This is a genomic window from Methanohalophilus euhalobius, from assembly GCF_900215215.1.
In the GTDB taxonomy this organism is placed as follows: Archaea; Halobacteriota; Methanosarcinia; order Methanosarcinales; family Methanosarcinaceae; genus Methanohalophilus; species Methanohalophilus euhalobius.
This window is the reverse complement of record NZ_OBDR01000001.1, coordinates 181,825-201,784: the sequence shown is the minus strand read 5'-3', so window position 1 is coordinate 201,784 and position 19,960 is coordinate 181,825. Positions and strand designations below refer to the sequence as shown.

Below are 19,960 nucleotides of genomic sequence, written 5' to 3'. Positions count from 1 at the left end.
CTGGATAAGCATAGAAAGCATCCCCGGCAGATGCCGTTAATATGTAGTAATAAGAACAATCAATAAAAAGTTTTTATGCTATATTTCTTCTTTTTCAAGGCATTTTGATAAACCCACAGGAAAAATTATCATTCACTAGTACCAACATAGTTTCGGCATATAATTATCAGACTTGCAGCTATTGACAATTTGAGGGGAGATGTTTGCCTCTTATGCAAGGGAAATTCATTGTTTGGAGTTCTCTGCATTTGATAAACAATCCTGTCACATGAATACCACATATAATAGGGGAATTTTGGAGGAAATGCATGGCAAAATACAGATGTTCGGTTTGTAACTGGGTTTATGATGAGGAGGTTGAAGGGCAGGATTTTGATTCACTGCCTGATGACTATACATGTCCGGTATGCGGGGCTCCTAAATCTGCTTTTGTTCCTGAAGGCGGGGAAGAAGAAGACGAATCAGTAGAAACGACGGTTGCCGACAAGATCGTCGAACAACTGGAAGTCTTCGGTGTCAGGTTTGTCTATGGGATTCCCGGGGATTCCAACCTGCCCCTGATAGACTCCATCCGCAGGAGTGACAAAATAAAATTCATTCTCACAAGACACGAGGAGACCGCTGCTTTCATGGCTTCTGCACATGGGAAGATCACCGGCGGGCTGGGCGTCTGTATCTCCATAGCAGGTCCAGGTTCTACAAACCTTATCACCGGTTTAATGGATGCTGCCACCGACAGGAGTCCGGTGCTTGCCTTTGCCGGTCAGGTGGCAGAGGTCTATCTCGGCAGTGAAGCTTTCCAGGAAATCGACCAGATAGAACTGTTCTCCTCCTTTGCTGAATTTACAGAAACCATTGCCCGGGAGAACCAGGCACTCGGTCTGGTCACAAGGGCTACTAAATATGCCTTCAAAAAACCCGGTGTTTCGGTACTCAGCACACCCACTGATATCCTGGCCGGCAAACTTAGCGGGGATGTATATTCCGCTGAAAAGAGGCTGGTTTCAAACCAGACTGCTCCCAGGTTTGAAGATGTGAAAAGGGCTGCAGAATTGATCAACAATCACGAGAAAGTCACTCTCTTTGCAGGTTGGGGCTGTCGTCACAGTGGTGAATTGCTAACACAACTCTCACAAAAAATCAAAGCCCCTATTGCCACTACTTCCAGGGCTAAGGGTGTGGTATACGAAACCGATCGTTATAGTCTGGGTGTACTTGGTTCCATAGGGTCAAAACATGCGGCAAAAGCTGTACAAAACAGTGAACTTATAGTTATCATAGGTTCGGGATTCAGACAGGCCAACCTTGTTCCTTCAGGAATCAGGATTGTCCAGATAGATATCGATCCGACCAAAATCGGAAAAACCTTTGATGTAGATGCCGCTATTGTTGGGGATGCGGATCTTGTACTTAAAGACCTTCTTCCTCTTGTTGATGAAAAGGAAGAAAACACTGGGTTTTTAGAACATATAGATCAGATGAAACAGGAGCATTATGAGGAACTAAAAGCCGATGCACAGGACCTCTCCATCCCTGTAAATCCCGGTTATGTGATACAGGCCCTTAAACGCCATGCAGACACTGATGCTATAATTTGTGTAGATGTGGGCGACCATACCTACTGGTTCTACAAGAAATTCATGTGTGAAGGCCAGGAGACTTTCATGTGTGCCAATATTGCCAGTATGGGATTCGGACTGCCTGCAGCCCTGTCGGCAAAACTTGATAATCCTGACAAGCAGGTAATTTGTGTCACAGGAGATGGCGGGTTTGGAATGCTTATGGCTGATTTCACCACTGCTGTGCGCGAAGAGTTAGGAATCAATGTCATTGTCTTTAATGACGGCAAACTCAAGAACATAAAAGAGGAAGAACTAAGGTCCGGTTATCCTGAATTTGGTGTTAGTTTCCCCAATCCCAATTTTGCGGAATATGCTAACACTACCGGAGGCGAAGGCTATAGGATAGAGGATCCGGCAAAACTGAATGAAGCCCTTGAAGAAGCATTCAAATCCACCAGACCTTCTATTATCGATGTGGTTGTAGATCCCGATAAGACTGCTGCAAGTACCAAAAGAGTGGATTGAATATTATAGGGATGCTACCGGCAAAATTCATTTTCCTGGTTTTGGTAAAACACACCTTTTTAACCAATAATTCCCAAAAAAGAACTATATGGCACGCAAACTAGATGGAAAAGACATAGAGTTACTGAAAAAGCTTGCTCCTGAGTGCAGTGATCTGGAATGCAGCAGTTCAGGGGTCAATTTCAAGTCAATCTTACCACCGGTTGCAAATCATTTTTCCAAAGATATATCTGATTTTTCCCATCGTCTGGAATCACTTTCAGAAAAGGAACTGGAATATCTACTGAACCTGATAAAAGATGGCAGGGAAAGCCTTGGTTGCTTGAGACCGGATTATGTCATGGCTTTTCAGGAAATGGTGGCCAGTAGGGCGGGAGAGGAACAGGCTGGTGAAATTATCAAGATTTATACTGCTAATAATGTTTGTGAATAAATTGTAGAAAGCCAATAGACCTGCAAGGTTTGGTCTGTTATCTTAATCTTTTTTCATTCATCTGGCTGACGTAAGGTTTATTAGATATTATGCAACATCTATTCACGATTGTGAAAAACAGTAATGGGAATTTTACGGAGGAAGGCAATGAAAGATGCATTAAAAAAACTGAGAGAAACAAAACCATTGGTCCATCATATCACCAACTGGGTTACAATTTATGACTGTGCAAATATAACAAGGGCCTTTGGTGGACTTCCCGTAATGGCTCATGCTGTAGAAGAATGTGCTGATATGACTAAAATTTCCTCTGCTCTTGTACTTAACATTGGAACCCTGACGTCTGAACTTATTGAATCCATGATAATTTCCGCAAAGGCTGCAAACGAAAAACAAATCCCTGTGGTACTCGATATAGTAGGGGTAGGGGCAACTCAATTCAGAAATCAAATGGCTGCAAAGATCCTTGACAGTGCTCATGTTGATATCATTAAAGGCAACTATTCTGAGATTGCAAAACTGGCAGGTGAAAATGCCCGCACAAAAGGAGTTGAAGCAACTTCTATCAATGCTGATCCTTTCTGGCTTGCAAAAAATTTGGCCATCTCAAGATCATGTACTGTTGTGATGACCGGCAAAGAAGATATAGTCAGTGATGGTTCAGGGATCTTTTCCATAAAAAACGGCCATTCAGAAATGGGTTCAATTGTGGGCACCGGTTGCATGGCGGCTTCAATAATAGGTTCATTTGCAGCCCTGAACGATGATTTCTGTGATGCAGCAATAGATGCTTTGTCTTTCTTCGGGGTTGCCGGGGAACTTGCGGCTGCCAAGTCAACCGGCAGTGGCAGTTTCAAGATGCATTTGTATGATGAAGTGTCCGGGCTTACTGATGAAAAAGCAGGACCTATGATAAATATTGAGAGTGTTGATGGCTGAAATTACAGATCTATGAGGGCTCAATTTATGCCATTCTGGAAATCTTTGCTTAATGATATTGATTTCTACCTTGTGACAGATTCCGGCCTATCCAGGAAAGGTACATTGTCCGATATAAAATGTGCAGTAGCGGCCGGGTGTAAGATTGTGCAGTATCGGGAGAAAGACAAGACCACAAAAGAGATGATCGAAGAAGCTATCCTGATCAGGAAAATATGTGGGGATAATGCTATCTTTCTGGTAAATGACCGTATCGATGTAGCCCTGGCTGCAGGAGCTGATGGGGTACACATCGGACAGGACGATATGCCGATTGATGCTGCGAGAAAGATTCTGGGTGAAAATAAGATAATCGGCCTTACAGTTCATGATACAGATGAAGCAATCGAGGCAGAAAGAAAGGGAGCTGATTACGTAGGTTTCAGCCCGATTTTTGACACTACTACTAAAAAGGATGCAGGTATGGGTGTTGGACCTGAAAGGGTTCAGGCTGTCAAAACTATAATTGATATTCCGATTGTTGCCATAGGGGGTATCAATAAAGACAACTGTGTGTCAGTTGTTGAAAATGGGGCCGATGGTTTGGTTGCTATTTCCGCAATCGTTTGCAGTGATGATGTAAAGAGAGAAACAAAGTATTTTATTGAAACTATCCGGAAAATAAAGCAGAATTCCTCAAACAGAGTTAATGTAAAGTGATAAGATGATCCTGAATTTATCGGACAATTATATAGAAATCCTCGCTGATAGTATACCGTTGAAAGATGTGTTGGAAATGGCAGATATAAATCCTTTATCTGTTATCGTGGCAAGGGAAGGAACCGTAATACCAGTCGAAACGACTGTTTATTCTGAAGATACCCTACAAGTATATCGGATATCCCATGGCGGCTGAAACACCTCTTCTATGCAAAACCTGTGGAGCAAACGCAGTATCAGGAGGGGAATATCTCCTTTGTACAACTCATTTCTGTGAAATGGTAGAAAAGAAAGTCAGGACACATATTGCAGATCAAAACCTTATTCTGGATAATGAGCATATAGCAGTTGCATTATCAGGGGGTAAGGATAGCACAGTTCTTTTGTACATCCTGTCCAAAATACTTCCGTACTTTGAGAGAGTGAAACTTACTGCTATTACGGTTGATGAAGGGATACCGAATTACAGGGAACAAACCCTTGCTTATGCACAGGAAGTTGCAAATTTTTTGAATATTGAGCACAGGATAATATCTTTCAGGGAAACTTTTGGTGGATCCCTACCCAGCCTTTTGAAAAAAAGAAATGTTTCAGCGTGTACTCTTTGTGGTGTTCTACGGAGAAAAATACTGGAGCAGGAAACCTTTAGCATAGCTGTCCCAAAACTTGCGACAGGACATTCTCTAGATGATGAGGCCGAAACCGCCATGATGAACATACTTACCGCAAATATAGATGCAATAATTAATACTGCATCCCCGAATTCCGGTAAGGAATCATTGAGGATAAAGCCTCTTTCAGTTTTAAATGAGTATGAAATTGCATTATATGGAATCCTCAAAGGCATATTTCGTGAGTTTCCAGAATGTCCTTATGCAGGACCTTCGCTTCGTGCAGAAGTCAGACAAATGTTTTTGAATATGGAATCAACATATCCAAATATAACCGGGCAGTTTGCGGATAATTATAATTCCTTACTATCTTCGATAGCAAATGTAGAGAATCCTTCTGGTAAAAGTAAAAAAGAGTGCAATATATGTGGTGGGCCCACATCAGGTGACATCTGTCGTGCCTGCATTCTGATCGACGCAAAAAAATAATTTTTGTTAAATCAGCCAGCTTCAGTGAGTAATTGGAGGTTTTTGTTCATCTATCCAGTAACATCCTTCTTTCAATTGGATAATGGGCTGTAGCGGCATTAATAAGTTCTTCGGCTGTACTTTCTTTAAAAGAGTGGACTTCAACCCGTACACCAACAGCTTTCAGGTGATTTATCAGATCGACAAAATCGCCATCTCCACTAACAAGCACAATGGTATCTACTTTGGGTGCAATTGAAATCGCATCAATTGCTATCCCCATATCCCAATCTCCTTTGGTGGAACCATCAGGTCTTACCTTCAGGGCCTTACTTTTTACTTCCCAACCAATTGAACCAATAAAACTTTTAAAACCTGACTGGTCGATATCCGGGGTTTCTACAAGATAGGCTATTGCCCTTGTCAATTTTCTTTCCATTACGACAGCACGTAAAAGTTTTTCGTAATCAAGTCTCCCGTAATGGATATTTCTGGCAGAATAAAACATATTCTGCACGTCTACAAAAACCGCTAATTTTTGGCTGTTAAACATGGATTACCTGTAATATTTTATGTTTAATTATTTATTGTCTTCCTTTCTCTTTTGGAGTAATGTTTTTAGTGTTTTTTATGTTTCATAATATAAAAAATAGAGGTTCAAATTTATCTAATTAAGCAGAAGACTACTTCCGTGAGGTGGGATCTGAATGCGTCTTTCATTGTTTTGACACAGAATACAAATAGTATCAAAGACACAGGTGAATATATATGTTGAAAGCCTGCAAATATAGAATGTATCCAACAAAACAGCAAGAAGAAATGTTTAGCAAGCATTTTGGTTGTGTGAGGGTAATCTATAATTGGGCCTTAGAACAGAAAATTAAATCCTATGAGCAAGACGGAAAATCAATTTCCAGATTTACATTGAATAAAACAATTCCAAAATTATATGAAGATATGGAATGGCTGAAAGAAGTCAATTCACAATCTTTGCGTGGAGCTACTCTTAATCTGGAGAATGCTTTTACCAGGTTTTTCCGTGAGAAAAAAGGTTTTCCCAAATTTAAATCAAAGAAAAATCCAGTACAGTCATTTTCTGTTCCACAATATTATAAAGTGGATTTTGAGACGAATAAAGTCAAACTTCCCAAAATTGGATGGATTAAAACAATATTACACAGGCACTTTGATGGAAAATGTAAAACCGCAACAGTATCAAAGATACCGTCTGGTAAATATTTCATCAGCATTCTTGTAGATGATGGTAAAGAATTACCTGATAAACAGGATTTTAATGAAAATAGTGCGGTTGGTATTGATGTTGGAATCAAAGATTTTGCCATCATGTCTAATGGTGAAAAAATAGACAATCCCAAATATCTAAATAATTCAATAAAAAGACTGAAGGTATTACAAAAGCGTCTCTCACGAAAACAAAGAGGTTCAAAAAATAGAGGTAAAGCAAAACAGCAGATAGCCAAACTTCATGAGAAAATAGCAAATCAGAGAAATGATTTTCAGCACAAGTTGAGTTCCAGATTAATTAGCGAAAACCAAGCAATTGCACTGGAAACATTGAATGTTAATGGCATGTTAAAGAATCATTGTCTTGCCCAATCTATCTCTGATGTATCATGGAGTTCTTTTGTAACTAAATTGGAATATAAAGCAGAATGGTATGGCAAAAGCATATTGAGAATTGGACAATTTGAACCATCCACGAAAATATGCAATGTCTGTGGGTATCATAACAAAGACATTACACTTGCAGACCGTAAATGGCAATGTCCTGATTGTGGTGAAACCCATGACAGAGATGTCAATGCTGCAATTAATATTAAGAAGTTTGCTTTAAATAAACAGAATTTGATAGGTATTTGAAGCACCGTAGGAACTACGGGGAGAGCCTGTGGACTTGTGAACATAAGTTCAAAGAATGAAGCAGGAATCACCATGCGTAAGCGTGGTGTAGTTCACTTGTTGCGTACCATTGGTTAGTACCTGTGGTTCAGAAGATTTATACATATATACGACTGTATACTACATCAAGGATAAAAACGGTTGAATACAAGTCTCAATTGGGGATAAAGGTATGCATACCAAACATTTGCCTGTCAGCATGATAGCACTGGCATTACTTTCATCAGCAGCAATGGCGGTTGAAATTACTGTGGATGACAGTGGTAGCGGAAATTATACAACAATTCAGGCTGCTGTAAATGCGGCAAATGACACCGGATTATTGGCTACGTCCGGATGAGTTTCTGTTATTCTCCAGGATTCGTCCACTTCATAGGTTATTCTGAGGGTCGGCTGGTTATCTACACATATTTCCGACAGGTTTACTATTCCTACGTCTATATGTTGTCCTGCATAAAGTGTAACCGTTTTCTGGCAGTCATCTCCGGCAAGAACACCGCCTACGGACATTGTCATAAGGACAATGAATGCAATAAGTAATTGAATTTTGGTTTCATAATCTCATACCACCTTTACTTCTATTGAGCTGTAGAAGGTAATCCATTACTCAATGGATTCAGCTCATATCGCACCATAATGATATAAACTGACAAGATATAAATAAATATATAGATTACAATAAAATTATATTTACGATTTTTCATAACACATAGTTCTTGTTGAAATTGTCTTTTGGATACAGGACAACGAAATATATACGTCAGTAAACCAATTTGGTATTAATGAAAGTGCTATCCGGCCTTTTTAGGGAAACACTGATGCAGTGGAATGAAGATGACGGTATAACCAGCAGTGCGGCTCTTTCATTCTATCTTATCCTAAGCCTGCCTGCTATACTCTTGTTCTCCGTGTCCGTAGGGAGTTATTTATTGAAGGCACGTCATCTGGAGTCTGCCATAATCGGCTACATCGATCTGGTAGCAGGAGAGACATTGATATATCTGGTGGAAGGTCTCCTTTACCAGATACCCGATATTGCATCCCTTACCGCCGGGGCAGCTATAAGTTTCCTTCTCCTCGTATGGGCCGGTGGTAACCTTTTCAGGCAGTTCAAGAAGATAATTGATAATATGTGGGGTTTCCCCGGTCCTGAATCTGACTGGTTGCATCATTTCCTGAAAAAAAGTTTTGCGTCTGTGATAGGAGTATTTGTGGTTGGTTTTTTGCTGGTATTGAACACATTCGTTGAAGCATTTTTCCTGATGGGATATGGTTTACTGAATGAGCTGGTCCCTTTTAACCTGAAAATCATACAATATGCCAGTTCGTTTTCGAATTTCCTCATCCTCCTGGTGTTATTCATATATATTTACAGAGTGTTGCCTGAGGCCAGAATCGGCATGAGATATGTACTGGAGGGTTCACTTTTTACGGTATTACTGATTACAATAGCCAAGTATTTTTTAGCCTTTTACCTGTCTTATGGCAATATAACCACAGTTTACGGAGCCATAGGTTCCATAATTGGATTTTTGCTCTGGGTATATTTTTCATTCATAGCAGTAACCTTTGTAGTGGAGATGATCAATGTACGCTCAAAGAATGCCAAAAGTAACAAATCTGCCTAAAAAAGAGATAGCAAGATGTTTGCCATCTGAAAATCAGATATAATCATACTTTTTCAGGATAGTTTGCAAATCCATTATCAGATCACCGCTTTTTTTGGCATCTTCTATTTCCTGAAGTAACAGCTGTATCAATTTATCCGCATCCTGGCATTTTTTGTAATACTCGGGATCCAGAAGGACATCTTCAGGAATTTTTTTGCTTTTAACCACCCTGTGCAAATCATTTGTATATATTATTGTCTGGTCGCAATATATTCTCAGGAATCGTGCATTGCTTCCTTCTACTTTTTTATATATTGTCCTGATCTTGTCAGAAGCCAGGTATTTACCCTCTTTTACTTTAATCCATACCATGTTGATGAACCCTGAACGGTACACATCCTTTCAACTAAATATAGTTTTTTAAGAATAATTAATAATGAAAATATCATTTTAGCAAGTAAGCGATATTATCTGATAATCATCGTTTTTTGCCAATGAAATAGTAAGCTATAGCTCCAAGTACACCAAACAACAATGCAGCTACTACCCATATGACTTTCATCATGGTACTAAGTCTTCTATTATTGGTAAATACATCGTATATTACCCATATGGTAGCCAGTAAGGTCACGATTCCCCATATTTGTTCTAATACCATTTACTTTTCCTCCAGTATATTAGATATGTCTATAACTTTGTTTGTCTGATTATATAAGGCTATGTGGAAAATTAGTTTATTATGGCGTCCTTTCTCTAATGTTTTCTGTATGGACCCCTTTCAGTATTAAAACCCCCGAAGCCAATATCAATATCGCACATATATGGAATGGTGTTTCGAAGGATACATAGCCGGCCAGTATTCCTCCAAACAGGGGTCCGGTTGCCATACCTGCCGCCTGTGCACCTGTTATTACGCTTATCCGACTGCCTGTTGAATGCCCGCCTGTCATATCCACTGCCAAAGCCATCAAGGGCGTTTCGACTGCGGCCATTGAGATTCCCTGCATTATTCGCAGTATTATTAGCTCTTCAATATGTATTACATGTCCCAATCCGACAACAATCAGGGCATTTACTGCAATACCTGAGATAATTATCCATTTGCGTTCTATGCGATCGGACAGAATTCCCATTGGTGTCTGGAAAACAATACGGGATATTACATAGGCTGAAACTGCCAGGCTGAGGAAAAACTCCCCTGTCTGAAGCCTCTGCTGGTAGGCCGGTAGAAGGGAAAGGACGATGGTAATTCCCACCATCATCATGAAAATTGCAACTGCAAGGACATAGTACTCCTTCTGGTTTGCATGGTCCGCCGTTTTTGGTTCTTCGGGTTGTGGTGGGGGTGCTGTTTCTTTTACGAAAAATTGTACCAATAACAAAGTTGCAAGTACAAGAAATCCACATATATAGAATCCAACATCAAAGTTTGATATCGCCAGTATTCCTCCGGCGATGATGGAACCTATCCCGAAAGCAAAACCCCTCAGGCTTGAGTATATCCCGATTGCCTGGCCCCTTACAGATGAAGTGGAAAGGTGGGTAACCATTGCTACAATCGCAGGAACTGTAGCTCCAATGGCAATTCCCTGTATAACACGCAGTACTGTCAGGCTCTCAAGTGAGGAAGTATAGGGATAGGATAAACAGAGAAGGGTATAAATGACATATCCCACAACAAGAAAATCCTTTCTCCTGTTGAGTCGGTCACTCAAGCGGCCCATAAAAGGCTGGGATATTGAATTTGCAATTCCAAAAGCTGCAGTTGCAATCCCGGCTTTCAGTACTGCAGGCATCTCTGCTATTATTCCTGCATCAAGCCGGGCCGCATATAGAGGTATAAAAAACAGTAGCATACCTGTTGCCAGATCTTTAAATACCTTGGAAAAAGACAGGATGTAGAGTTGTCTGTCAATAGAGTGCTGGTTTTCTTTCATGACATGATCCGGATATCTTTATGGGTTATCTATTAAAGGGAATATATCTTTATAGATTTCCGGAGTACAAAATGTTTATCTAATTAAGCAGATTGGATGAAGTCTGCAGGAAATTCACACATAGATTACCTGATTGGATAAGGAGTGCCCAAAGAATAGGTTCACAGGCTGCCATCATGTAATTCTCTGTAACATTTTTCTCCTTTCTTATTTGATTTATATAACTGAATTCATAAAAGAAAATTACCAGTATCATAATACCGTTAAATTTGCAAATTTTACATGGTAAATCTTTATAAATATTGAATCCAATCAAAAACGAAAAGGTGATCCTGTGATGAAATACTGGCAGCCAGAATATGAAACCATGCAAAAAGATGAAATGCGCCAATTACAGTTAAAACGACTAAAAAAAACGGCTGCAAACGTCTATGGAAACGTTCCTTTCTACAAAGACAAATTTAAAGCACTTGATGTCTGCCCTGAAAATATCAATACAGTTGATGATATCACAAATCTTCCCATCACAAAAAAATCCGATCTCCGTGCCAACTATCCTTTCGGACTTTTCGCAACTCCTAACAAAGATGTAGTCCGTATTCATGCATCCTCTGGAACCAGTGGAAAACCCACGGTTGTCGGATATACAGAAAATGATATTCGTACATGGGCAGACATGATGGCCCGTGATCTCAAAATGGTAGGAGTTGGACCGGATGATGTTTTCCAGAATTCCCTGAATTATGGACTTTTCACCGGAGGGCTTGGCTTCCATAACGGTGCTGAAAGACTTGGTGCAATGACCGTCCCTGCGGGTACCGGCAATACTGCCAGGCAACTTGAAATGATGCAGGATTTTGGAGTAACTGCAATTAATTGTACTCCTTCTTATGCTCTTTATCTTGCTGAAACCGCAGAAGAGATGGATATTCTGGATAAACTTTCATTACGTATAGGCACCTTTGGAGGAGAACCCTGGTCATCCAACACACGAAAAGATATTGAGGATGTCTTTGGAATGAAGGCTTATGATTCCTATGGTCTATCTGAACTTATCGGTCCCGGGGTTGCTTTTGAGTGTGAAGAGCAGGATGGGTTACATATATGGGATGACCATTTCCTTGTAGAGGTACTGGATTTAAATGGGGAACAGGTGTCCGAGGGGGAAAAAGGTGAACTTGTCCTGACATCCCTCACCAAGGAAGCCTTTCCTGTAATACGCTATCATACAGGTGATATTACCCGACTGCTTGAATCCGAATGTGCATGCGGAAGAACAAGCACCCGAATTTCCCGTATAATGGGCCGGGCAGATGATATGTTAATCGTACGCGGGATTAATGTGTTCCCATCCCAGATTGAGGATGTGCTTGTGGGTATTAATGAGATTACCGATCAATTCCAGATACTGCTCAAACGTAATGCACATAAAATGGATGAAATTACTGTCAGGGTGGAACTATCCGATAATGCTTTTACAGGGGAACTGAAAGATCTGGCTGCTGTTAAAAAACATGTCGAAAATGAACTTAAAAGTGTACTGAATATACGCACCAATGTTGATCTTGCGGAAAAAGGTACTATTCCTCGCACCACCGGAAAAGCAAAACGTGTAGTCGATCATCGTGAAGCACTCTAAAAGGATGTTTAAACATATGCCACATGTAATGGAATTGTTGGGAAAGACCCGGATTGTTGTAAAGAATGGCAAAGTTATCGAGGTTGGGGAACCTACCGTGAAATGGTGTCCCATTTTTGATAAGGTGCATGGAATCAAGGAAATTACTCCAGAAGCTGCGCGGAAAAATATGGAATATCGGATAAAGGATTTTGGTCTTTTCACATCCGAAAGGAAACTGGAGCAGGATGTATTCGTAGGATTCGGTGCTTCTGAAGTCATGATGACCGGCCTGAATCGGGATATGCTTGATACTACTGTCACCGTGTGCGATGGAGCGGGCACTGTGATCACAAACAACCCTAAACTTGTACAGGGAATGGGTGCCCGTATCTCAGGACTGATTGAAACAGAACCCATTGATGCTGTAATTAATGGTATAGCAGAAAAGGGCGGAATTGTACTGGATCCATCAACTGCTGAAATAAACCCGGAGGGTGGTGTGCTGAAAGCAGCTAAACTGGGCTACAGGAGAATTGCAGTCACTGTGGTCCATTCCGAAAATGCAGCACGCCTGAGACAACTTGAAGCTGAAGGTGAATTGGACCTGCTTATCGTTGCGGCACATACCACAGGTCTGGGAAAAGAGGAAGCAATGGAACTTTTCCAGCATGTGGACATTACGACAGGGTGTGCTTCCCGCCAGATACGGGAATTAATTAAACCCCTTGCACAGGTAGGCACGGCAGTACCGCTTTTTGCATTAACACAAAAGGGTAAGGAAATGCTGCTTGAAAGGGCAAAGGAAGTGGAATCCCCTGTCCTTATAAATACAATGCCCCTGCCGGTGTTACCGGAACATAAACAGCCCCGGGAACTGGTTTGAATTATTCAAAGGAAGTAATTGAACTTTCCTTTGATTTTTTCATTTTTGCTTCTATATATTTGAATGCAGGTACTCCCGTACCGCTTGTTTCAGCAGATACAAGTGCATTTACCCAGGGTCCGTTTACCATATAAGCGGTGCCAGGATGTGGTTCTTCATAGGTGGATTGGAGGGCTTTTACAACTACTTTCCCTGCACTATTTTCAATAGTTACAAGATTTCCTTCCTTCAGTCCAGCTTTTTTCATGTCCTGTTTATCAAGCCGGATTATTGCTGTAAGGTTTGCATAATCATCTGAGAAACGGCTATCACTATTTGCTGCACTCTGGAAGATATCACGATGAGTGATAATGAGGATTTCCATTTCAGGAGATGAAAGGAACTGATCAAAACCCATCATATGGCCTCCATTATTTTTTCAATGATATCTGCATCGGCCATTTTATCCGATTTTCTCATTTGTGTTAGTTCGACTTTGACCCCATCCATCCGAATTGCTTCCCCTTTACATTCCACACCAGTAACGGCCGACGGGATTGTCACATTTGCAATCTGGGAAGTGAAGGTCTTACAGGGGTCAATTACAATGGTTGGGATTTCTTTGAGATTTGCAGCTATACTCCCGGGCAGGCTGGAAAGGGGGTCTGAACCGATGATAAGGGCAGCGTCTACTCTTTTCTCTTTCAATACCTCCACAACTGAGTATTGGGGCCCATGACCTATATCTTCCCCATCAAAACTTACCCTGTTAATATAGCCTGTTTGGTCAAACAGGGTATGGTTGAAGCCACGCATGTTATACTGCCCGACCATAGGCATCAAATGGAAGTCTGTCTTCTTGTTCAGGGCTTCCAGAAGATCTTCCATGGGTGATAGGTCGTGCATGGAATAAACCAGCCCCAATCCTGCAAATATCACACCGAATTCTGCTTTTTTCAGCACGTTTGCAAGTTCAAGAATTTCTTTTGGTTTCATACCAAAGGTTACTTTCGGTACTTTTCCTGATAGGGCTTCTGTCAGAGCCCGGGCAAATTCGGCGTCTGCTTTTGGAGGAATCCGGTAAAAATTATCTTCACATATTATTGCTGTATCCGATTTGCGTACATCAATTGCTATTGCCGTCCTGTCTTCTTCCCACCCCCTCTGGCGCATTCTTCCCCTGGGAAAATAAGAATATTTAGAAAGATGTCTGGGATGGGAATTTGAAGGATCACATCCCCAGTATACAATTACATCAGCCTTGTCCCTTACTTCATCCAGTGTACAACTTTTGATTTTATCATTGAGAATTGCTTCAACAAAAGGACCCTGGCAGAACGATGAGGTGTCATCAATGCAGGCATTGGATTTTTTTGCCAGTTCAATGGCTTTTTCCTGGGCTTTAAGACTCGAATTTCCCATACCAAATATGAGGGGATTTTTGGCACTTTTCAGAATTTCAGCTGCCTTTTCAATTGCATCCTGAGATGTGGCATCTTTTGCATCCACAGTACACTCTAGAGGATGCTGGCAATTTTTTATCCACGCAACCCCTTTGCGACAGGCACTATCTATAATGGTCTTGTTTTCTTCTTCCCTCAGTTCTATATCGTCACACAAAAGAGCGCATCCTGTACAAACATGGTATTCTCTTTCCAAAGGCTCCCTCCTAAAATCAGACAAATTCAATTGCTTTTGTGGGGCAGGTAACTATGCAACCGCTACAAAGTATTTTATTCTCTCCGAATCTGCGGCAATCTTCCACATTGGATAGACGTACAACACCGTCTTCAACTTTCAGGATTACCCTTTCGTTAGTAGGTGCGTTTCCACTACCTGCACCTTTTGGGTCTTCTGCGACATTTACAGGACAGGCGACAACACAATTGCCACAACCTATGCATAGCTCCTCATGTACAATCATGCCGGTTTCTGACGCCTCTTCTGCAGGTGAAATCAGACCTTTAAGTTTTGTGTAATTTTCACTGTATTTTTCCTCTTCCAGCATCGGAGTACATTCATCAAGTTTATTCTCCCTGGAAAGCAAGGCTGCAGCAAAGGCCATACATGAGGATTTGCCACATTTCTTGCAGTTAGTCTTCGGGAGAAGCTGGTATATCTCCATCGCATTGGCCATTGTTTCACCACTCTGGAGGACAAAAGGAAATCTTAGTCTTCTGAATCATTTTGTTGCTCTTCTTTTATACCATTGTCTTCGTTTTGGAAGAACAGATCACAGTGACATGAACCATCAACTGCAATTTCATCCTTATGGTAGATGCAGGGACATATTATTTTCCTGTCTTCCTTCTTATCCCCTGAAGGTATTCTGCAGGGACAGTAACCTTTGCCGTACTTTATTTTGTTGTTCGCCAGCCCCTCAATTACCAGATCCAGCATTTCAGGATCGGGGTTTAGTTTGTATCCTTTCTTTTGAGCATATTTAGTAACCCAGTTTTTTGTTTTTGCTTTGTCTTCTTGACTGACCATAGTTTTTTCACCTTAATCATTCAGATTTGATTTTGAATACCTCTTCGATTGATGCTCTAAGTTTATCTTTTGTGGTATTGCCTACCAGTTTTTCTTTTACTTCCCCACTGTCAAAGAGCAAAAGTGTCGGGATTCCAACTACATGGTATTGTTTGGCAATATCCTTTGATTGATCGAGGTCAATTATTACAAATTTGACCTGGTTCTCATATTCGGCAGCGACTTCTTCGAACACAGGGGCCATTTTCTTACAGGGTGCACACCATTTTGCAAAACAATCGACAACTACAGGAGTTTCTGCTTTCACAACTTCCTGCTCAAAAGCCAGGGAATTAACTTTATAGAGATTTGTATTTATAGCTTCTGTAACAGGCTCTGACGTTGACATTGAGGGTGCGCCTTTGCCGAAAAGTCCTTTGATAAAATTTCCCAGTCCCATCATTGATCACCTTTCAATGGTTTAGTTATATTCTCCTTCTATATTATTTCTTTTGTGCACAGTGTTCACACAATCCACACGACCGTTTTTTATATCCAAAGGTATATCATGTCTAAGATGAAATCAGAGAGCCACAAAGGGGCACTTTTATGAGAATAGGAGTATACATTTGTCACTGCGGGCTCAATATTGCAGGTGTAGTCGATATTGAAGCTCTTCTAAAACAGGTAGAATCCCTGGATGATGTTGTGATCGCATCAGATATCCAGTTCATGTGTTCGGATTCCGGGCAAGAAAAGATTGCAAATGATATTGAAGAACATAATGTTGAACGTGTGCTTGTTGCAGCCTGTACTCCTAAACTTCATGAAACTACTTTCAGGAAAGTACTGGAAAAATCAGGTATCAATCCATTCCTTCTTGAGATAGTTAACATCAGGGAACAGTGTTCCTGGGTGCATATGGATAATCCAAGAATGGCCACCCAGAAAGCGTTTGATCTTATCAAGATGGGTGTGGCAAAACTAAAGTTTCTGAAACCCCTCAAGATCCAGAGTACACCTGTTAGTAAGGAGGTACTTGTAATAGGTGGGGGCGTGGCAGGTATTGAAGCAGCTCTGGATCTTGCAGATACGGGCTATAAAGTTCATATGATTGAAAAAGAGCCCACGATTGGTGGAAAGATGGCTCTGTTGAATGAAGTATTTCCTACAAATGACTGTTCCATCTGTGTCCTTGCCCCAAAGATGACCGAAGTTGTTAACCATCCTGACATCGAACTTCACACCCTTTCTGAAATTACTGCAATTGAAGGTTCGGTCGGTAACTTTGAGATTACCGGTACCACTCAGCCCCGATATGTATCCGAAGAAAAATGCAAGGGTTGTGTGGATGAATGTTCAAGGGTATGTCCTGTGGAAATTCCTTCCCGGTTTGATAGTGGACTTGGTAAAACCCGGGCAATCAATATTCCTATTCCGCAAGCTGTTCCACAGGTTGCATATATTGATAGTGATTATTGTGTTGGCTGTGGCCTCTGTGCGCAGGCATGTCCTGCAGATGCAGTGGAATTTGAGCAGCAGACCACCCGATTCCAGCTGAATGTTGGAGCAATAATTATCGCCACAGGATATCGCTTGTTTGATGCATCCAGGAAAGAGGAGTACGGGTATGGCATATATCCCGATGTCATGACAAATATGGAACTTGAGCGGCTACTGAATGCTTCAGGACCCACCAGGGGCAGGGTTACCTGTCCTTCAACAGGTGAGGTTGCAGAGGAAGTGGCATTTATACAATGTGTTGGTTCGCGGGATGAATCTGTGGGAAATCCCTATTGTTCCCGGGTTTGTTGCATGTCAGCAATGAAAAATGCCCAGTTGCTAAAAGAGCGCTATCCGGAGATTCGAATAACTATTCACTATATTGACATACGTGCCTCAGGAGAGATGTACGAAGAATATTACACCAAGACCCAGGCGATGGGGGTAGATTTCGTACGGGGCCGAGTAGCTGAGATTGTGCAGGAACACGATGGTTCTCTTTCCCTGCGGTATGAGAATACCCTGGAATCCAGAATAGAAGAAAAACAGTACGATCTTGTCATATTATCCACCGGCATGGAAGCTGACACGTCCGCAAAACCAATTGGGAGTATGCTGAAAATGGCAAGCCGGCCTGACAGGTTCTTTGCTGTGTCCCATCCCAAGATGAAACCGGTGGATTCACATATCAACGGTGTTTTCCTTGCAGGCTGTGCCTCAGGACCCAAAGAAATTCAGGTTTCCATTGCACAGGGTAGTGCGGCTGCATCCCGGGCTATGAGACTGCTTCAACCTGGTGAGCTTCGCACGGAGCCCTCAAGCGCTCATGTGGATTCTGATACCTGTATCGGATGCGGTATCTGTGCTGATGTTTGTGATTACGGTACAATCAAAATCGAAAATGGCAAGGCATTTGTTGATGAGGTTTCCTGCCATGGTTGTGGTACCTGCAGTGCAGCCTGTCCGGTGGATGCTATCTCAATGCATCAGCATACCGACGAACAGGTAAGGGCACAGATAAAGGCAGCTCTGGAAGTAAAAGATGAGTTTCCCCTGATTGTTGCATTTCTGTGCAACTGGTGCAGTTATGCTTCAGCAGACCTTGCCGGAACATCCCGAATCCAGTATCCCACCAATGTAAGAATTATAAAGGTAATGTGTGCGGGCCGTGTAGATCCTGATTTTGTGATGGAGGCCTTCGACATGGGTGCAGACGGCGTACTTGTTGCTGGTTGTCGTCTCGGGGAATGTCATTATGTGAATGGTAACTATCATGCACAAACTCGGATGGAAAATCTGGGAGAGGTTCTTACGGAATCAGGTTTTGATTCCGGCAGGTTGCGTGTTGAATGGATATCAGCTGCAGAAGGGGAAAAATTTGCCAATATAATTGAAGATTTTGTTGATTACCTGAAAGTAATCGGTCCAATCGGCTCTGAACTAGAGGGGGCTGACAGATGAGTGAGGAGCTGGAAGAAGAATGTGCTGTAGAACAATCTCTTTCCGTGGAAAAGGAAATGGATGTGGAAGACAGTCACATATTGTATCGGCAAAAAACCGATAAGGGTACCAGAACACTTGATTACGATTACAAAAGGTGTATTGGTTGTGGTCTTTGTGTCAGGATATGTCCCACTGAGGCCCTTGAAGCCGGCCCTATACATGAGATCGCAACTGGAATGGATGCCCCTCCTGTAATGCTGGATCTTGATAAATGCACATTCTGCTCCATGTGTGCCAACTTCTGTCCGGTAAATGCATTTCGGATGTCTGCAGAAGGTGATTTCCCGGAAGATGACCTGTTCCCTGTTTTGGAAGGAAAGGCAACGATAAATGAAAAATGTCTTCCGTGTCTGCTTTGTGAAGTAACCTGTCCCGAAGATGCAATTGATCTCGAAATTGAAATGCAGACCAAGGAGGAACTCGCCCCGTTTAAAGAGGGTGAAGAAGGCGAGATCATCATTGATGAGGATAAGTGTACACTTTGTGGCCTTTGTGCACGTTTTTGTGATGCTTTCATGCTGCTTGAAAAGGAACCGGGGGCGGTCGATCCCATGCCTTTTGAGCAGCTACTTGTGGATGAGGACCAGTGTGATTACTGTGTCTTGTGTGCAGACCTCTGTCCGGAAGATGCTATCGAGGTGAAGGGGACAAGACGCGGGGAAGCACCCGTAATAGAGGGTGGTGCCCGGATTGATCCGGAGAAATGCACGGTATGCGGTTGGTGCGATATTGTTTGTCCCTATGATGCAGTGGATATTACCAAACCTTTTGAGGGTGAGTTAAAGCTTATCGATGCAAACATAAACAAATGTGATCCTACCGGTTGCCATGCCTGCTTCAATGTCTGCCCTTCCCATCTCTGGTATATTCCCGAAAGCGGGCAGAAAATAGCCGCCAGGGATGATCTCTGTACTTTCTGTGGTGCCTGCGAGAAAGCCTGTCCTGATAATGTAATGGAAGTTAAAAGAGATAGTGTGTGCCATTCTCCAATACCCGATACCCCCTGGTCAAAACAATGGGAAGATGCTATTGATGCGCTGGTAAGCGGCAAACGTAAAAGACCGGATACCTCAAGAGTCCTGGAAATGCCTGAAGAAAAGGCAAAAGAGCACATTGATATCGAATTCCCGGAAATTGATGAAAAATTGCAGGAAAAGGTAAAAGAGAAAATGGAAAAGCTGCGCCCTACCCTTAAAGATGTGAAATTAAGGCGCAAATGGGAAAAAAGAAAAGAAGGTACAGAGCAAATCTCAGATATCGAAAAATAACTACTTTATACCTTTACATGTTCTTGTTTA

At 41.8% G+C, this 19,960-nt stretch carries 22 protein-coding genes; 12 read left to right on the top strand and 10 right to left on the bottom strand.

Features of this window, described 5'->3' with window-relative positions:
• Nucleotides 1-308: 308 nt before the first annotated feature.
• From CP947_RS01020 to CP947_RS00995, 6 genes are all read left to right on the top strand, one after another.
• The gene (locus tag CP947_RS01020) at nucleotides 309-2,087 is read left to right on the top strand and encodes a thiamine pyrophosphate-dependent enzyme (RefSeq protein ID WP_096711407.1); all 1,779 of its coding nucleotides are present in this window, start codon (nucleotides 309-311) and stop codon (nucleotides 2,085-2,087) included.
• A gap of 88 nt (nucleotides 2,088-2,175) precedes the next feature.
• Complete coding sequence (locus CP947_RS01015; RefSeq protein WP_096711406.1) at nucleotides 2,176-2,520, top strand: hypothetical protein; 345 nt, start codon at nucleotides 2,176-2,178, stop codon at nucleotides 2,518-2,520.
• 147 nt (nucleotides 2,521-2,667) lie between these two features.
• Nucleotides 2,668-3,459, top strand: coding sequence for a hydroxyethylthiazole kinase (gene thiM / locus CP947_RS01010; protein WP_096711405.1), 792 nt, complete (start codon nucleotides 2,668-2,670; stop codon nucleotides 3,457-3,459).
• Between the two features lie 27 nt (nucleotides 3,460-3,486).
• Nucleotides 3,487-4,158: a thiamine phosphate synthase gene (gene thiE / locus CP947_RS01005; protein WP_096711404.1), complete on the top strand. Its 672-nt coding sequence runs from the start codon at nucleotides 3,487-3,489 to the stop codon at nucleotides 4,156-4,158.
• A gap of 58 nt (nucleotides 4,159-4,216) precedes the next feature.
• On the top strand, nucleotides 4,217-4,354 hold the full coding sequence (locus CP947_RS01000) for a thiamine S protein (protein WP_132130885.1): 138 nt from the start codon (nucleotides 4,217-4,219) through the stop codon (nucleotides 4,352-4,354).
• Nucleotides 4,344-5,258, top strand: a complete 915-nt coding sequence (locus tag CP947_RS00995; protein ID WP_096711402.1) for a TIGR00269 family protein — start codon at nucleotides 4,344-4,346, stop codon at nucleotides 5,256-5,258. The genes CP947_RS01000 and CP947_RS00995 overlap by 11 nt, the downstream gene beginning before the upstream one ends.
• A 46-nt stretch (nucleotides 5,259-5,304) precedes the next feature.
• Here the strand turns inward: CP947_RS00995 and CP947_RS00990 are convergent, their stop codons facing one another.
• Complete coding sequence (locus CP947_RS00990; protein ID WP_096711401.1) at nucleotides 5,305-5,790, bottom strand: LabA-like NYN domain-containing protein; 486 nt, start codon at nucleotides 5,788-5,790, stop codon at nucleotides 5,305-5,307.
• A gap of 215 nt (nucleotides 5,791-6,005) precedes the next feature.
• Between CP947_RS00990 and tnpB the strand changes: the two genes are divergently transcribed.
• Nucleotides 6,006-7,118 carry an IS200/IS605 family element RNA-guided endonuclease TnpB gene (gene tnpB, locus CP947_RS00985; protein WP_096711400.1) on the top strand — a complete coding sequence of 371 codons (1,113 nt, stop codon included), beginning with the start codon at nucleotides 6,006-6,008 and terminating at the stop codon, nucleotides 7,116-7,118.
• Nucleotides 7,119-7,442: 324 nt separating this feature from the next.
• Here the strand turns inward: tnpB and CP947_RS10335 are convergent, their stop codons facing one another.
• Nucleotides 7,443-7,673: a hypothetical protein gene (locus CP947_RS10335; RefSeq protein WP_132130884.1), complete on the bottom strand. Its 231-nt coding sequence runs from the start codon at nucleotides 7,671-7,673 to the stop codon at nucleotides 7,443-7,445.
• Nucleotides 7,674-7,939: 266 nt separating this feature from the next.
• Here CP947_RS10335 and CP947_RS00980 point away from each other — a divergent pair, with 266 nt between their 5' ends.
• The gene (locus tag CP947_RS00980; RefSeq protein ID WP_096711399.1) at nucleotides 7,940-8,785 is read left to right on the top strand and encodes a YihY/virulence factor BrkB family protein; all 846 of its coding nucleotides are present in this window, start codon (nucleotides 7,940-7,942) and stop codon (nucleotides 8,783-8,785) included.
• Nucleotides 8,786-8,818: 33 nt separating this feature from the next.
• On the opposite strand, the gene CP947_RS00975 is transcribed toward CP947_RS00980, so the two are convergent.
• From CP947_RS00975 to CP947_RS00965, 3 genes are all read right to left on the bottom strand, one after another.
• On the bottom strand, nucleotides 8,819-9,139 hold the full coding sequence (locus CP947_RS00975) for a hypothetical protein (protein ID WP_096711398.1): 321 nt from the start codon (nucleotides 9,137-9,139) through the stop codon (nucleotides 8,819-8,821).
• 106 nt (nucleotides 9,140-9,245) lie between these two features.
• A complete protein-coding gene (locus CP947_RS00970; RefSeq protein WP_096711397.1) occupies nucleotides 9,246-9,425 on the bottom strand; it encodes a PLDc N-terminal domain-containing protein in 180 nt (59 codons plus the stop codon).
• A gap of 79 nt (nucleotides 9,426-9,504) precedes the next feature.
• Nucleotides 9,505-10,704 (bottom strand): MFS transporter, encoded by a 1,200-nt coding sequence (locus CP947_RS00965; protein ID WP_096711396.1) that lies wholly within the window; start codon nucleotides 10,702-10,704, stop codon nucleotides 9,505-9,507.
• Between the two features lie 337 nt (nucleotides 10,705-11,041).
• On the opposite strand from CP947_RS00965, the gene CP947_RS00955 reads away from it, so the two are divergent.
• A complete protein-coding gene (locus tag CP947_RS00955) occupies nucleotides 11,042-12,343 on the top strand; it encodes a phenylacetate--CoA ligase family protein (protein WP_096711394.1) in 1,302 nt (433 codons plus the stop codon).
• 16 nt (nucleotides 12,344-12,359) lie between these two features.
• A complete protein-coding gene (locus CP947_RS00950) occupies nucleotides 12,360-13,208 on the top strand; it encodes a methanogenesis marker 8 protein (protein ID WP_096711393.1) in 849 nt (282 codons plus the stop codon).
• 1 nt (nucleotide 13,209) lies between these two features.
• On the opposite strand, the gene CP947_RS00945 is transcribed toward CP947_RS00950, so the two are convergent.
• From CP947_RS00945 to trxA, 5 genes are read right to left on the bottom strand one after another with little or no spacing between them, the layout of a single operon-like run.
• On the bottom strand, nucleotides 13,210-13,608 hold the full coding sequence (locus tag CP947_RS00945) for a molybdopterin dinucleotide binding domain-containing protein (RefSeq protein ID WP_308736806.1): 399 nt from the start codon (nucleotides 13,606-13,608) through the stop codon (nucleotides 13,210-13,212).
• Entirely contained in the window at nucleotides 13,605-14,846 is a 1,242-nt protein-coding gene (locus CP947_RS00940) for a formylmethanofuran dehydrogenase subunit B (RefSeq protein ID WP_096711392.1), read from the bottom strand. The genes CP947_RS00945 and CP947_RS00940 overlap by 4 nt, the downstream gene beginning before the upstream one ends.
• Before the next feature lie 16 nt (nucleotides 14,847-14,862).
• The gene (locus CP947_RS00935) at nucleotides 14,863-15,324 is read right to left on the bottom strand and encodes a (Fe-S)-binding protein (RefSeq protein ID WP_096711391.1); all 462 of its coding nucleotides are present in this window, start codon (nucleotides 15,322-15,324) and stop codon (nucleotides 14,863-14,865) included.
• A 32-nt stretch (nucleotides 15,325-15,356) separates the two neighbouring features.
• Nucleotides 15,357-15,677 carry a ferredoxin-thioredoxin reductase catalytic domain-containing protein gene (locus CP947_RS00930; protein WP_096711390.1) on the bottom strand — a complete coding sequence of 107 codons (321 nt, stop codon included), beginning with the start codon at nucleotides 15,675-15,677 and terminating at the stop codon, nucleotides 15,357-15,359.
• Between the two features lie 16 nt (nucleotides 15,678-15,693).
• Complete coding sequence (gene trxA, locus CP947_RS00925) at nucleotides 15,694-16,119, bottom strand: thioredoxin (RefSeq protein WP_207891979.1); 426 nt, start codon at nucleotides 16,117-16,119, stop codon at nucleotides 15,694-15,696.
• 146 nt (nucleotides 16,120-16,265) lie between these two features.
• Here trxA and hdrA2 point away from each other — a divergent pair, with 146 nt between their 5' ends.
• Together hdrA2 and CP947_RS00915 are read left to right on the top strand one after the other, a co-directional pair.
• Nucleotides 16,266-18,620: a CoB-CoM heterodisulfide reductase HdrA2 gene (gene hdrA2 / locus CP947_RS00920; protein WP_096711389.1), complete on the top strand. Its 2,355-nt coding sequence runs from the start codon at nucleotides 16,266-16,268 to the stop codon at nucleotides 18,618-18,620.
• Entirely contained in the window at nucleotides 18,617-19,930 is a 1,314-nt protein-coding gene (locus CP947_RS00915; RefSeq protein ID WP_096711388.1) for a 4Fe-4S binding protein, read from the top strand. Before hdrA2 ends, CP947_RS00915 begins: the two co-directional genes overlap by 4 nt.
• Nucleotides 19,931-19,960: the final 30 nt, after the last annotated feature.